This window comes from Stenotrophomonas sp. NY11291 (genome assembly GCF_023277365.1).
Lineage (GTDB): Bacteria > Pseudomonadota > Gammaproteobacteria > Xanthomonadales > Xanthomonadaceae > Stenotrophomonas > Stenotrophomonas geniculata.
Window position 1 is genome coordinate 250,998 of sequence record NZ_CP096975.1, and the last position, 14,504, is coordinate 265,501.

Here is a 14,504-nt window from a genome sequence, read left to right on the forward strand (position 1 = left end):
TCGGATTGATCCAGCAGGGGTTTTGCCCGGACACCCGTGACCAGAACGCGCCACCATCGATCTTCACATCAATCAAGATCGGCAGAAGGGTCAAAATGAGATAGGGCGCACACTTTAAAGCGGTGCTATGCTCCGCGGCTCACCAGGGGACGCTGGCGGCGGGTGCAGGGAATGACCGGCAGGGGTGCGGCCGAGAACAGTGATGTGACGTCAGGTATCGCCCGGGTGGCGATGGCCGAGATCGTGCACGCGCTGCTGTCCGCTGCCGAGGTGGCATTGTTCGCCAGATTTGCCCGTCCATGCAAGCTTCATGCCGGACAGTGGTTGTTCCAGCGTGGCCATCGCGGCGAACGGATGTATGTGATCCTCCAGGGCCAGATCGAACTGGACTTCGGCGAGGACCTGGTGATCAAGACGCTCGGCCAGCATGAGTTCTTCGGTGAGCTTGGCCTGCTGGTCGGTGATCACCTGCGCAGCGCCAGTGCACGCGCGCTGGCCGACTGCGAAGTACTGGAGCTGGGCCCGGCCGATTTCCATCGCCTGGTGGAATCCGATCCCGGCCTGGTCGCCTACTTCCTGCGGCGCACGATCATGCGCGTGCTGACCAACGAGCAGGCCCTGATCAGCCAGCTGCGCCGGCGCAACCATGATCTGGAAACCGCGCTGGACAATCTGTACATCACCACCCATCAGCTGACCCACACCCGTGAGCTGGTGCGTACCGATGAACTGACCGGGCTGCACAACCGCCGTGGCCTGACCCTGTACCTGCAGGAGTGCCGCGCCGACGGTGACGGGTTGCCGCAGGCCCTGCTGCTGATCGACTGCGACCGCTTCAAGCAGATCAATGATCGTCACGGCCACCAGGCCGGCGACCGTGTGCTGCAGAGCATGGGCAACATCCTGCGCTCGATGGCCGGTGAGCAGGACCTGGCCTGCCGCCTCGGCGGCGATGAGTTCTGCCTGATCCTGCGCCGTGGCAATCACGAGATCGTGCAGCACGCGGCCGAGTTCATCCTCAGCGCGGTGCATGGCCTGCTCGAACGCAGTCATGGCACGCCGCATGTCAGCCTGGTCAGCATCGGTGCCAGCCTGCTGGCGCCGGAGGCCGGCTGGAGCGAGTGGTATGCCAGTGCGGACCGCGCGCTGTACCAGGCCAAGCGCGATGGCGGCAACTGCCTGCGCTGGGTGGATGCTCCGGACGGCCCATAGGGAGATGCAGGCGATGAATGGCGACAACGGAACGTCAGCCCCGCATAGCCCCCAGCTACGCGCCCTGCTGTTCACCGATCTGTGTGATTCGCTGCAGCTGGTCGAGCGGATCGGCGACGTCGCGGCCGCGAGCCTGTTCCAGGAACACGACCGCCTGGTGCTGGTGTTGCAGCACCGCTGGAATGGCCAGCTGATCGATCGCTCCGACGGCCTGTTCATGCTGTTCGAGCGCGCCATCGATGCGCTCGGTTTCGCGCTGGACTACCAGTGCGAACTGCACACGCTGGGCCAGCAGCGTTCGATTGAACTGCGTGCGCGTGCCGGCCTGCATGTGGGTGACGTACTGACCTGGGACAACAGTCCCGAAGCGGTGCGCGCCGGCGCCAAGTCGATGGAAGTGGAAGGGCTGGCCAAGCCGATGGCGGCGCGTCTGATGATGCTGGCACGGCCTGGCCAGATCCTGTTGTCGGCCGTCGCCGAATCACTGACGCGCCGCGCCACCGATGCGTTGGGCGAGCGCGGCCCGCGCCTGCTGTGGAAGTCGCACGGGCGCTGGCGCTTCAAGGGCGTGCCGGTGGTGCAGGAAGTGATCGAAGTAGGCGAGATCGGCTCGGCGCCGTTGCGCATGCCGCGTGCCAATGCCAAGGCGCGCCGTGACCTGCCGCTGTGGCGGCAGCCGCTGGTGCTGGCCGCTGAAGGTCTGGTACTGACGGTGGTGGTGCTGGGCGGCTGGCTGCTGCTGCGACCGGAACCGGCGATCGCGTTCGCCGAGCGCGACTGGGTGGTGCTCGGCGATGTCGACAACCTCACTGGCGACCCGATCTTCGACGACTCGATGCGGCACGCCATCCGGATTGCGCTGGAGCAGTCGCGTTACGTGAACGTGCTGTCGGAGGGCAAGATCCGCGAGAGCCTGGAAATGGCGCGGCTCTCGGGCGATACCCGGCTCAACCGCGATACCGCGGCCGAGGTGGCGGTGCGCGAGGGTGCGCGCGCCGTGTTGTTGCCGACCGTGCGGCAGAAGATTGGTGGCTATGAGCTGGCCATCGACGTCGCCGCACCCGGCACCGGCCAGGTGATCCAGACGTTCACCGCCACCGTGGATCGATCCGATCAGATGGTGTTCGCGGTGGACGACGTGGTCGGGCGCCTGCGGCGCGGACTGGGCGAATCGGTGGCGAGCCTGGAACAGTCGTTGCCGCTGCCGCGGGCATCGACCCAGGACCTGCGCGCACTGCGTGCGTTTGCCCTGGCCGAAAGCGCACTGGGCCAGCGTCGCTTCGAAGAAGCACGCAACCTCTACCAGGCGGCGATCGATATCGATCCCGGTTTCGCCCTGGCCTACATGGGCGTGGCCAAGCTGCTGGCCCGCACTGCGCAGGTTGCGGACGCGCGTGACGCGCTGGAGCACGCGCTGGCCCAGCAGCAGCGCTTGCCCGCGCGTGAGCGCCTGTACCTGAAGGGCTGGCAGGCCGAACTGGAACCCGGTGGCTGGCCACTGGAACAGTGGCGTGCGCTGGCCAAGATCTATCCGGATTCGTTTGCGGGGCTGTCCAATACCTCCTGGGGGCTGCTGCAGGACAATCGCTTCGCCGAGGCCGTGCCCTACGCGCGCGCCGCGACGGTGCCTCAGGACCCGTTGCGGCTGTATCCGATGATCCATCTGGCGCGGGCACAGTTGGGCCTCGGCCAGCCGCAGCAGGCAATGCGCACCTTGCACCAGGCACAGATGCTGCGCGGCAATGACGAGGCCGACGACCTGGATGTGGACGTGCTGGTTGCGCAGGGCCTGGACGCACAGGCACAGCAGCTGTTGATGCGGTTGCCGCGGGGGGATGACCTGCAACAGCGCATGCGCCTGCGGGCAAACCTGCTGGTGGCTGCGGAGCAGCGTGATTGCAGCAGCCTGCATGCCGCGATCGCTGCGGATGGCCCAGCACCGGATCTGATCGACTACCAGATCCATCAACGGCTGCAACACGCCACCGTGACCACGTTGTGCACGGCCGGCGATGCGAAGGAGCTTGAATCCATCGCCGCCATGCTGCGACCGCTGCTGCGGAAGAACGACGACTCCGCCGTGGGTAGCCGCAGTCTGCAGTTGCTGGCCCTGACCTATCTGGCCCAGCGCCAAGGCCAGCATGCGCTGGCCGCAGAGTGGCTGCGTGACCACGGCGAACTGCTGGAGCGGCAGCGCAGCCCTGTGGTGGGCAAGTGGCGCCGGGTTGTGCTGGCGATGGCCGAACTGGCGCAACAGCGTCCGCAAGCGGCACGCCATCTGCTCGAGCCCACCTTTGATGGCAGCGAACCGGTGCAGGCCCATGTTGTGCTGCTGCAGGCATTGCGTGCCGAGCAGGACACTGCCGGCGTGCGCCGCGAGCAGGCCTGGCTGGCCCGGCACCACGGTCAGGCCATTGCCGAGGTGGCGTCCATGCAGGTCTGGCAGCCCCTGAATGTGCACGACATCGCCACGGAGGCGACGTCGGTGCGGGTACCGCGCTGATGCGGACTCAGGCGTTGACGCGCTCGTCGATCCGGTCGGCTTCGAAGCAGAACACCACCGTCATCGAGGCGGTCGAGGCACTCAGGTATGCATGCAGCGAATCGCGGGTGCGGCGCAGCTCCTCGACCGAAGCCAGGGTGCCGATCTTCATGCAGTCGTTCTCGCCAACGGCACCGTCCAGGCCGATCGAGGCCAGGGCCTTGCCCGGCGATGCGGTGAAGTGGTTGCGGAAGTCGTCGTTGCCGATGAGGTGGTCCAGCAGGGTGCTGGCGTCTTCGGCGGAAAGGCGGGGATGGGTGCTCATGGAGATCGTCCGTAGGTTGAGTTTCTCGTATCGGCCGCGACAGCCTGCCATTGAGGGCGGTGGCGTGCATGTCGCTAAAGTTGGCCGCGTCGCGGTCGTTGCTGCTATGCCGGTTGTGCGGCAGAAGGAAGGAAACCCATGCGCCTGCGCCGCTGCGCCAGCCTGATGTTCGAGCCCCGCGAGTCGGTCACCCTGGACCTGCGCGCGATGCTGGCCGGCCAGGCCGAGATGGATAGCCAGATCAGCTGGGTGGCCCTGGCCGCCCATCTGGACCAGCCGCTGCCGGTGGACGCCGAGGAGCGCCAGCTGCTGGGCGAGCTCAGCGCGCACCGCTGGAGCGAACCGCCGGCCGGCACCTCTCCGGCGATGCTGGCGCGCCTGGTCGAGCAGGGGCTGGTGCTGACCGACCCGCCGGATGAGGTCGGGCACCAGATGCGTGATGAGGCATTGCGTCGCAGCCAGTGGTGGCCGTTGGCCGCACTGGCCCATCGCCATGCGCGCTGGCAGGCGGTGGACAGCGTGGAGGACATGCGTCGCCAGGGTCTGGATACCGCTGCCGGCCTGCGCCAGCGGCTGGGGCCGCCACCACCGGTGGTGCAGGCCCTGCAGGGCGACTACCAGCCGCTGCCGCGCAGTGAAGAGGCGGCGTTCGACGCGCTGCTGGCGCAGCGCACGACCTGCCGCAATTTCGACCCGCAGCGCGCGCTGCCATTGCCGCTGCTGGCCCAGGTGCTGCAGCGCACGCTGATGGCCCACGCGGTGCAGAAGGTCGAGCGTGATACCGAGTTCCTGAAGAAGAACGTGCCCTCCGGCGGCGGCCTGCATCCCACCGAAGGTTTCCTGCTGGTGCAGAACGTGGAAGGACTGGCACCGGGCCTGTACCACTACCACCCGGTGCAGCACGCCGTGCTGCCGCTGCCCTCGCCGCCGCCTGATGCATTGCCCGCGCTGGCACGGCGGATGCTGTCCGGTCAGGAGTGGTTCGCCGATGCACCGGCGCTGCTGGTGCTGGCACCGCGGTACGACCGCTGCTTCTGGAAGTACCGCAACCACGCCAAGGCGTATCGTGCGGTGACGCTGGATGTCGGCCACATCTCGCAGCTGCTGTACCTGTGCGCGACCGAGCGTGGCCTGGCGGCATTCGTCACCGCAGCCATCAACGATGCCGATGTCGATCGTGCCTTCGGTTTCGACGGCATCGGGCAGAGCGCGATGGCCATCTGCGGCCTGGGCTGGCGCAGTGCCACGCTGGACACGGCCGAATTCGATCCTGCTGGCCGGGTGGTGGTGGGCGACGACCGCTGAGCGGTCGCCGCCGCGGCGTTCACGCCGCCTCGAAGTCCACCAGTACTGCACCGTCACCCACCTGGTCGCCGGCCTTGGCGCGGTAACCCTTCACCGTGCCGTCCGCCGGTGCCTGCAGGGTGTGCTCCATCTTCATCGCTTCCAGCACCACCAGCGGCGTGCCGCGCTTGACCTCGGTACCGGCGGCGACCAGCGTCGCAACGATCTTGCCCGGCATCGGCGCCAGCAGGCTGCCGGCGTCGGCCACGGCGTGGTCCGATTCACCCACCGGATCGTGCAGGGTGAAACGGTGCTGGCCGTCGGCGCCGAACAGGTACAGCTGGTCACCGTCGCGCAGCAGCTGCAACGACCAGCGGCGCTCGCCCAGCTGCACCGTCAGGCCCTGCATACTGGCCGTGCCGATCACCTGCACCGGCGCCGCATCGTCGCACTGCACGCGCCAGCCATCGGCCTGCGCCCACACCTTCAGCGTGTGCCGGCGCTCTCCCTGCTGCAGCGGCAATACGCGCGGCGCGGACGCGCCAAGGCGCCAGCCGTCCTGCGCCTGCCACGGCGAATGCGGGTCGCGCGCATCGCTGCCGGCACCGGCAGTGCTTGCAACAGCGGCCACGGCGGCCAGCTGCCACAGGGCATCATCCGTATCGCCCGCTGCACTCAATGCCGCCTGTTCGCGTTCGATCAGCGCGGTATCCAGCTTGGCGTGCGCGAACGAATCGGTGTTCACCAGGCGGCGCAGGAAGCCGGCATTGGTGGTCACGCCCACCACCTGGCAGTCGGCCAGTGCCTGGCTCATGCGGCGCAGCGCGGCGTCGCGGTCCACGTCCCAGACGATCAGCTTGGCGATCATCGGGTCGTAGTACGGGGTGATGCTGTCGCCTTCCTCCACGCCGGTATCCACGCGCACATGGGCAGACGGAGCCGGCAGGCGCAGGCGGCGCAGGGTACCGGTGGAGGGCAGGAAGCCGCGGTCGGCATCTTCTGCGTACAGGCGTGCTTCGATGGCATGGCCGTGGATCGCCAGCTGCTCCTGGCGCAGCGGCAGCGGCAAGCCCGAGGCCACGCGCAGCTGCCATTCCACCAGGTCGGTGCCGGTGATGTACTCGGTCACAGGGTGCTCGACCTGAAGGCGGGTGTTCATTTCCATGAAGTAGAAATCGCCGTCCGGGCCGGCGATGAACTCCACCGTGCCGGCACCGACGTAGCCCACCGCGCGCGCGGCATCGACCGCCGCCTTGCCCATCGCCGCGCGACGTTCTGCGCTCATGCCCGGGGCGGGTGCTTCTTCCAGCACCTTCTGGTGGCGGCGCTGCACCGAGCAGTCGCGCTCGAACAGGTAGACCGCCTCACCGTGGCTGTCGCCGAACACCTGGATCTCGATATGGCGCGGGCGCTCGACGTACTTCTCGACCAGCACGTGGTCATTGCCGAACGCCGAGGCCGCCTCGCGCTGGCAGCTGGCCAGCGCATCGACGAAGTCCTCGCTGCGCTCGACCTTGCGCATGCCCTTGCCACCGCCACCGGCGCTGGCCTTGATCAGCACCGGGTAACCGATGGCGTCGGCCTGTTCGCGCAGGAAGGACGGTTCCTGCTGGTCGCCGTGGTAGCCCGGCGTCAGCGGCACGCCGGCTTTCGCCATCAATGCCTTGGCCGCGCTCTTGTCGCCCATCGCGCGGATGGCGCTGGCCGGCGGCCCGATGAAGGTGATGCCGGCGGCGGCGCAGGCATCGGCGAAGTCGGCATTCTCTGACAGGAAGCCGTAACCGGGGTGGATCGCCTGCGCGCCGGTCAGGCGTGCGGCGTCGAGCAGGGCATCGCCGCGCAGGTAACTTTCACGTGCAGCGGCCGGACCGATGTGGATGGCTTCGTCGGCCAGGCGCACGTGGCGCGCGTTGCGGTCGGCATCGGAATATACCGCCACGGTGGCGATGCCGAGGCGGCGGCAGGTGGCGATGACGCGACAGGCGATTTCGCCGCGATTGGCGATCAGGACTTTGGTGAACATGGCAACAGGCTCGGTCATGGCACGGGTTACATGCGGAACACGCCGAAGCGCGTCTGCTGCGGGGCGGCGTTGAGGCTGGCCGACAGCGCCAGGGCCAGTACGCGGCGGGTGTCGGCCGGATCGATCACGCCGTCGTCCCACAGGCGCGCGCTGGCGTAGTACGGGTGGCCCTGCTGCTCGAACTGCTCGCGGATCGGTGCCTTGAACGCGTCTTCCTCCGCTGCCGGCCACTGGCCGCCCTTGGCTTCGATGCCATCGCGCTTGACCGTGGCCAGCACGCTGGCGGCCTGCTCGCCACCCATCACGCCGATGCGCGCGTTGGGCCACATCCACAGGAAGTTGGGCGAGTACGCACGGCCGCACATGCCGTAGTTGCCGGCACCGAACGAGCCGCCGATGACCACGGTGAACTTGGGTACCTTGGCGCAGGCCACCGCCATCACCAGCTTGGCGCCGTCCTTGGCGATGCCGCCCTGTTCGTACTTGCGGCCGACCATGAAGCCGGTGATGTTCTGCAGGAACACCAGCGGGATGTTGCGCTGGGTGCACAGTTCGATGAAATGCGCGCCCTTCAGCGCCGACTCGGAGAACAGGATGCCGTTGTTGGCGATGATGCCGATCGGGTAGCCGTTCAGATGCGCGAAGCCAGTAACCAGTGTTGCGCCATAGCGCGGCTTGAACTCGTCAAAGCGCGAGCCATCGACCAGGCGTGCGATCACTTCGCGCACGTCGTAGGGCTTGCGCGTATCGGCGGGAATCACCCCATACAGTTCATGCGCCGGCAGCAGCGGTTCCTCGGGCGCCTGCACCGCCATCGCCGGCTCCGGCTTGCGCCAGTTCAGCTGGGCGATGATCGCGCGCACCCGTGCCAGCGCCTGCAGATCGTTGTCGGCCATGTGGTCGGCCACGCCGGAGATGCGGGTGTGTACGTCGGCACCGCCCAGTTCCTCGGCCGTCACCACTTCACCGGTGGCGGCCTTCACCAGCGGCGGGCCGCCGAGGAAGATCGTGCCCTGCTCGCGCACGATCACCGTCTCGTCGCTCATCGCCGGCACGTAGGCGCCACCGGCGGTGCAGCTGCCCATCACGCAGGCGATCTGCGGAATGCCCTGCGCCGACAGGTTGGCCTGGTTGTAGAAGATGCGGCCGAAATGATCGCGGTCGGGGAACACCTCGTCCTGCAGCGGCAGGAAGGCGCCGCCGGAATCGACCAAGTAGATGCACGGCAGGTGGTTCTGCTCGGCGATCTCCTGCGCGCGCAGGTGCTTCTTCACCGTCATCGGGTAGTAGGTGCCGCCCTTGACCGTGGCATCGTTGGCCACGATCACGCATTCCACGCCGCTCACGCGGCCGATGCCGGCCACCACGCCCGCAGCGGGCACGGCATCGTCATACATGCCGTGCGCGGCCAGCGGCGCGATTTCCAGGAAGGCGCTGCCGGGGTCGAGCAGGGCGTCGATGCGGTCGCGCACCAGCAGCTTGCCGCGCGCGGTGTGCTTGGCGCGTGCCGCCTCGCTTCCGCCCAGTGCAGTGCGGGCAAGCGTGGCGTGCAGGTCGTCAACCACGGCCTGCATGGCCGCGCGGTTGCTTTCAAAGGTTTCGCTGCCCGGTTGCAGCTGGCTGTTCAGGACGGTCATCGCGGTGGCCTTACAGGGTGCGCTGGAACAGTTCGCGGCCGATCAGCATGCGGCGGATCTCCGACGTGCCGGCGCCGATTTCATACAGCTTGGCGTCGCGCCACAAACGGCCGGTCGGGTATTCGTTGATGTAGCCGTTGCCGCCCAGGATCTGGATCGCCTGGCCGGTCAGCCAGGTCGCCTTCTCGGCGGCGTACAGGATGGCACCGGCGGCGTCCTGGCGGGTGGTGCGGCCCTGGTCGCAGGCGCGTGCCACGGCATAGACATACGCACGGCAGGCGCCCAGGCCCACGTACATGTCGGCAATCTTGCCCTGGATCAGCTGGAAGCTGCCGATCGCCTCACCGAACTGGTGGCGCTCGTGCACGTAGGGCATCACCACGTCCATCGCTGCGGCCATCAGGCCCAGCGGGCCGCCGGACAGCACCACGCGCTCGTAGTCCAGGCCGGACATCAGCACGCGCACGCCGCCACCGATCTGGCCCAGCACGTTTTCTTCCGGTACTTCGCAGTCCTGGAACACCAGCTCGCAGGTGGGCGAGGAACGCATGCCCAGCTTGTCCAGCTTCTGCGCGGTGGAGAAGCCCTTCATGCCCTTCTCGACCAGGAACGCGGTGATGCCCTTGGCGCCGGCGTCCATGTCGGTCTTGGCATAGACCACCAGCACGTCGGCATCCGGGCCGTTGGTGATCCACATCTTGTTGCCGTTGAGCACGTAGCGGTCACCACGCTTGTCGGCGCGCAGTTTCATCGACACCACGTCCGAACCGGCACCCGGCTCGCTCATCGCCAGCGCGCCGACCAGGCTGCCGTTGCACAGGCCCGGCAGGAAGCGCTGTTTCTGTTCTTCGTTGCCATTCTTGCGCAGCTGGTTCACGCACAGGTTGGAGTGCGCGCCGTAGGACAGGCCGATGCCGCCGGAAGCACGCGAGATCTCTTCCATCGCCACCACGTGGGCCAGGTAGCCCATGCCGGTGCCGCCGTATTCTTCTTCCACGGTGAGGCCGAGCAGGCCCTGTTCGCCCAGCTTCGGCCACAGGGCCAGCGGGAACTGATTGGTGGCATCGGCCTCGGCGGCCAGCGGTGCGACCTCGGCGGCGGCAAAATGGGCCACGCTCTGGCGCAGCAGGTCGATGTCTTCGCCAAGGTCGAAGTTCAGGGATGGCACGTGCATTGTGGTGGCTCCACGGCGGGATGGCAGGAAATGGACGCACCCGGCGGGGGAGCGGGCGGCGGTCTGCAGGACCGCTGCCCGCACGGGCGATTGGACCCCAGCGTAGCGGGGTTCGGGTAAGAAGTGAATACAAATTCAAAAATTGAAACTAGAATCAAAACATGGCCTACAAACGCTCTGCACTGATGGAAGAACGGCTGGCCGGGGCCCGTGAACGGATCCTGTTGGCCACCCGCGAGCTGGTCGCCACCGGCGGCTGGCGCAATGCTCCGGTAACCGCCGTGGCGACCCAGGCGGGGGTGTCCACCGGCCTGATCTACCGGCACTTCCCGTCCAAGGCCGAGTTGTTCGTGGAGGTGCTCAACGCCGCCGTGGCCCACGAGGTTGCGATCATGGAACGCATCGCCAGCGGCCCGGAGGTGGCCAGCGAGCGCCTGCGGCTGGCGATCACCGCCTTCGTCCGCCGCGCCCTGGCCGGGCCGGGGCTGGCGCACGCCTTCATCGTTGAACCGGTCGACCCGGACGTGGAAGCCGAGCGCATGCGCGGTCGCCGCGCGTTCGGTGACGTGTTCCTGCGGCTGGTGGAGGAGGGCGTGGCGGCCGGTGAGCTGCCGGCGCAGGACGCGCATGTGGCCGCCGCCTGCCTGGTCGGCGCCTTCACCGAAGCCATGGTCGGCCCGACCGCGCCCAGCCGCGAAGCACACCGCGACGAAGACGCACTGGTGGATGCGATCTGCAGCTTCTGTCTGCGTGCGATCGGCGCCCCCGCAAAACGGTAGCGCCGGGCCATGCCCGGCGGCTGTTGCCATCCTCGACCGTTGTTGCCGCGCTTCGCGCTCGCCGGGCACGCCCCGGCGCTAACCGCATGCGGCCACGGCCGCATGTTGCGCCGCACCAGCAGTGACGCCTGTTGTCGCACGCAAAGCGCGTTCTATACTCGGTCCATCACGCAGTCGCTCAGCCGTGGTCCAACGACTATCAGCCAGGGGTAACGAAGAGTGCGGAATTACGATCTGGAGTTCCTGAAACGCTTCTCCATGGTGATCGCGCTGCTGGCGACCATCACCCTCGGCCTCATCCTCCTTGCCGCCTACATCCACACCAGGATTCCGCCCGAGGTGTCGCCGGCCGCGGCCAAGCGCACCGAACAGCGCATCTCGCCCACCGGCGCGGTCTATGCCGGCAGCACCGGCGCCGCCGCGCAGGCCGCCGCCAAGGCCGCCGCGCTGGCCAAGGCCGCGTCGCAGGTGGCCTACGGCGGCACAAAGGACGGCAAGGTCATCTTCGACAACCTGTGCACCGCCTGCCACACCACCGGTGTGGGCATGGCGCCGACGCTGGACCATTCGCACTGGGACAAGCGCATCGCACAGGGCAAGGACACCCTCTACAAGCACGCCATCGAGGGCTACACCGGCCCGGACGGCGGCATCATGCCGCCCAAGGGCGGCAACCCGGCGCTGACCGAGGAACAGATCCACGCCACCGTGGACTGGATGCTGGGCAACCTGAAGTAGACGCCCCAACGCGCTGCTTCCTGTAGAGCCGAGCCCACGCTCGGCTGCTCTCCGCGCGGTGTGGCCAGGTGCAGCCGAGCATGGGCGCGGCTCTACGATTCCCAGGCTTTGCCCACCGAGGCCTGATCGCTCATATGCCCCCGCTGCGCAGGCGGGGTTTCGCATTTCAGGGTTAGTCTGTGCGCCTCTTCCATGGAGTCGCCCGTCGATGCGCCGCCGTTCCCTCGCCCTTGCCCTGTCCCTGCTGCTGCCGGCCGGCGCCTTTGCCCAGGCCCAGCCGCAGGCCGCACCGGTCGCGTCGCCTTCCACTGCGCGCAGCAGCGCCACCGTGGTGCTGACCGCCGCGCCGGCCGACTGGCGTGTGCTGGATGGCCAGCGCGTGCGCATCGCCGCACCGCTGACCCTGGCCGGTACCGACGGCCTGGAGCGCTTCGGCCAGCTCACCGTGGCCTTCGATGGCCGCCTCTGGCAGCCGACCGAAGTGGCCGCGCCGGGTACTGCCGGCTACGAGCAGGTGATGGCCGACAACCAGCGCCGCCGCCTGGTGCTGGACGACGGCAGCGATGCCCGCGACCCGGCCAGCGTGGCCTATCTGCCGGCCAGCCCGGTGCTGCGTACCGGCATGCAGCTGCGCAATGTGGAAGGTGTCGTGCACATGGACGCGCAGGGGCGGCCGCGCCTGCAGGTCGAAGGTGTGCTGAAACTGCCGGAGCTGAAGCGTCCGGCGGTGCCGACCGTGCCGGGCGGCCTGCACGTGGCGGCCTTCAACCTGGAGAACTTCTTCAACGGTGATGGCCAGGGCGGTGGCTTCCCGACCCTGCGCGGCGCGCGCACGCTGGACGAGCACAAGGCGCAGGTGGCCAAGCTGGTCACCACGGTCAACGCGCTGGGCGCCGATGTCGCCGCGCTGATGGAGCTGGAGAACGACGGCTACGGTCCGCAGTCGGCCATCGCCGAACTGGTCGATGCGCTCAACCGGGACCGCGGCGCGCAGGGCGACTGGCGCTTCGTCGACGCGGGCAACGGCCCCGGCGACAACCCGATCCGGGTCGGCATCATCTACCGCAGCGCGCGCCTGCAGCCGGTCGGCAAGCCGGCCACGCTGACCGGTGGTCCATTCGTCGAGCACAGTCGCGTGCCGCTGGCGCAGGCCTTCCAGGGCAAGCAGGGCGCACCGTTCGTGGTGGTGGCCAACCACTTCAAGTCGAAGGGCTGCCGCGACGCCGCCGGTGCCGACGCCGACCGCAACGACAACCAGGGCTGCTGGAACGCCACCCGCGTGACCTCCGCGCAGCAGCTGCACGCCTGGCTGCAGACCGACCCGACCGGTACCGGTGCAAAGGACGCGGTACTGCTGGGCGATTTCAACGCCTACGCGATGGAAGACCCGATCCGCACCCTGCATGACCTGGGCTGGCAGGACGCGTTCAAGGTCGCCAAGGTCGAGCATCCCTACAGCTACGTCTACAACGGCTACACCGGCCGCCTCGACCATGCATTGCTGAGCCCGGGCATGGCCAAGCGCCTGCGCGGCGCCGCCGAATGGCACAGCAACGCCGACGAGCAGGACGCCAGCGGCTACCAGGGCCGCAACGTGCAGGGCCCGTGGCGCAGCTCCGACCACGACCCGCTGCTGCTGGGTTTCGACAGATAAGGTTCGCCGGGGATCTGCTCTGGGAGGGACCTTGATCGGCACGGATGCCGCCTTTGCTTTTGATCTACCAGTCCGCCTTCAAGCGAGCCGAGCATCGCAGGTGAATCAGGGGCGAAGAGGCGCCGATGTCTGAGCGCAGCGAGTTCGGCGCCGTCCCCTGGTTCACCGAGAAGCGCAGGGAACCGGTGCACAGCACCGGCTCGCGGCTGGCGGCGCGTTTCTTTTGGTTACTTTTCTTTTCGCGCGAAAAGAAAAGTGACATCCCACCGCGGGCGCGGAAATGGCCCGCCGCAACCAACGCTCACCCCCAGGCGATCAACCCGATCGCCAGCACCGCCAGCGCCAGACCTGTGCGGTTCCACTTCGTGGTCGCCTCGCCGAAGACGAACACGCCCACCAGCGCGCCCAGCACCACCACGCCGATGTTCATGCCGGCGAACACGGTGGCTGGGCTCTCCGGCATCGACTGGTGCGCATGCACATAGAACAGGATGTTGCCGCCGTTGAGCAGGCCCAGCAGCGCACCCGCGCCGAGGTTGCGCCAGGCCAGCCGGCTGCGGCCACTGAAGTGCCGCCACAGCTGCAGCGCCAGCATCAGTACGAAGGCCACGCTGAAGCTGGCCAGCACCGCCGCCATCGACGGCGTGCCCGACAGCGCCACCTGCTTGAGCAGCACGTCGACCACCGCGAACCCGGCCCAGACGCCCAGCAGCCAGCCCCAGCCACCGGGTGAGGACGACACCGCCGGTCCGCGCGGGCGCAGGCTGATCGCCACCATGGCGACCAGGCCCAGCGCCAGGCCGACCAACTTCCACGGCGTGGCGGTCTGGCCGAAGAACAGGAACGCGGCGGCCAATGACAGCAGCAGCGACAGCCGCTGCGCCACGTCGCTGCGGACGATGCCGGCCACCGCCACCGCGCGGCCCAGCACCAGGAAGATCGACGGCAGCACCACCGCCAGCGCCAGCAATGACAGCCACGGCGCATGCGGCGCGCGCAGTGCATCCAGCGGCGGCTGCAGCACCCCGGCGGTGAGCGTTGCAGCCACCAGATAGTTCCAGGTGACCATCTGCGCCACATCCAGCTGGCGGCGGTTGGCCAGCTTCAACAACACCGAAACCAGCACGCTGCAGATCACGGCCAAGGACAGGTAGAGCATGGGGCGGGCACAGGGCGGGGGCAGGGGACGGTATCAT

At 68.1% G+C, this 14,504-nt stretch carries 11 protein-coding genes; 6 read left to right on the forward strand and 5 right to left on the reverse strand.

What is annotated here, in order from left to right:
* The first annotated feature begins 171 nt into the window (after positions 1-171).
* Together M1L61_RS01115 and M1L61_RS01120 are read left to right on the forward strand one after the other, a co-directional pair.
* Positions 172-1,212 carry a GGDEF domain-containing protein gene (locus M1L61_RS01115; protein WP_019337655.1) on the forward strand — a complete coding sequence of 347 codons (1,041 nt, stop codon included), beginning with the start codon at positions 172-174 and terminating at the stop codon, positions 1,210-1,212.
* Between the two features lie 4 nt (positions 1,213-1,216).
* Positions 1,217-3,715 carry a putative peptide modification system cyclase gene (locus M1L61_RS01120; RefSeq protein WP_248854201.1) on the forward strand — a complete coding sequence of 833 codons (2,499 nt, stop codon included), beginning with the start codon at positions 1,217-1,219 and terminating at the stop codon, positions 3,713-3,715.
* A 7-nt stretch (positions 3,716-3,722) separates the two neighbouring features.
* On the opposite strand, the gene M1L61_RS01125 is transcribed toward M1L61_RS01120, so the two are convergent.
* Positions 3,723-4,019 carry an NHLP-related RiPP peptide gene (locus M1L61_RS01125; protein WP_010487062.1) on the reverse strand — a complete coding sequence of 99 codons (297 nt, stop codon included), beginning with the start codon at positions 4,017-4,019 and terminating at the stop codon, positions 3,723-3,725.
* Between the two features lie 138 nt (positions 4,020-4,157).
* On the opposite strand from M1L61_RS01125, the gene M1L61_RS01130 reads away from it, so the two are divergent.
* On the forward strand, positions 4,158-5,324 hold the full coding sequence (locus M1L61_RS01130; RefSeq protein ID WP_010487060.1) for a putative peptide maturation dehydrogenase: 1,167 nt from the start codon (positions 4,158-4,160) through the stop codon (positions 5,322-5,324).
* A 19-nt stretch (positions 5,325-5,343) separates the two neighbouring features.
* Here M1L61_RS01130 and M1L61_RS01135 read toward each other — a convergent pair whose 3' ends face one another.
* The 3 genes from M1L61_RS01135 to M1L61_RS01145 are packed head-to-tail and all read right to left on the reverse strand — an operon-like array spanning position 5,344 to position 10,137.
* On the reverse strand, positions 5,344-7,326 hold the full coding sequence (locus M1L61_RS01135) for an acetyl/propionyl/methylcrotonyl-CoA carboxylase subunit alpha (protein WP_029380121.1): 1,983 nt from the start codon (positions 7,324-7,326) through the stop codon (positions 5,344-5,346).
* A 26-nt stretch (positions 7,327-7,352) separates the two neighbouring features.
* Positions 7,353-8,963, reverse strand: a complete 1,611-nt coding sequence (locus M1L61_RS01140; RefSeq protein ID WP_010487057.1) for a carboxyl transferase domain-containing protein — start codon at positions 8,961-8,963, stop codon at positions 7,353-7,355.
* Between the two features lie 10 nt (positions 8,964-8,973).
* Positions 8,974-10,137: an isovaleryl-CoA dehydrogenase gene (locus M1L61_RS01145; protein ID WP_019337659.1), complete on the reverse strand. Its 1,164-nt coding sequence runs from the start codon at positions 10,135-10,137 to the stop codon at positions 8,974-8,976.
* A 161-nt stretch (positions 10,138-10,298) separates the two neighbouring features.
* On the opposite strand from M1L61_RS01145, the gene M1L61_RS01150 reads away from it, so the two are divergent.
* The 3 genes from M1L61_RS01150 (at position 10,299) to M1L61_RS01160 (ending at position 13,308) form a co-directional block, all read left to right on the forward strand.
* On the forward strand, positions 10,299-10,916 hold the full coding sequence (locus tag M1L61_RS01150) for a TetR/AcrR family transcriptional regulator (protein ID WP_019337660.1): 618 nt from the start codon (positions 10,299-10,301) through the stop codon (positions 10,914-10,916).
* Positions 10,917-11,135: 219 nt separating this feature from the next.
* The gene (locus tag M1L61_RS01155) at positions 11,136-11,654 is read left to right on the forward strand and encodes a c-type cytochrome (protein WP_043400625.1); all 519 of its coding nucleotides are present in this window, start codon (positions 11,136-11,138) and stop codon (positions 11,652-11,654) included.
* 208 nt (positions 11,655-11,862) lie between these two features.
* Positions 11,863-13,308, forward strand: a complete 1,446-nt coding sequence (locus M1L61_RS01160) for an ExeM/NucH family extracellular endonuclease (RefSeq protein ID WP_197602214.1) — start codon at positions 11,863-11,865, stop codon at positions 13,306-13,308.
* Positions 13,309-13,609: 301 nt separating this feature from the next.
* Here M1L61_RS01160 and M1L61_RS01165 read toward each other — a convergent pair whose 3' ends face one another.
* The gene (locus M1L61_RS01165; protein WP_248854202.1) at positions 13,610-14,467 is read right to left on the reverse strand and encodes an EamA/RhaT family transporter; all 858 of its coding nucleotides are present in this window, start codon (positions 14,465-14,467) and stop codon (positions 13,610-13,612) included.
* Positions 14,468-14,504: the final 37 nt, after the last annotated feature.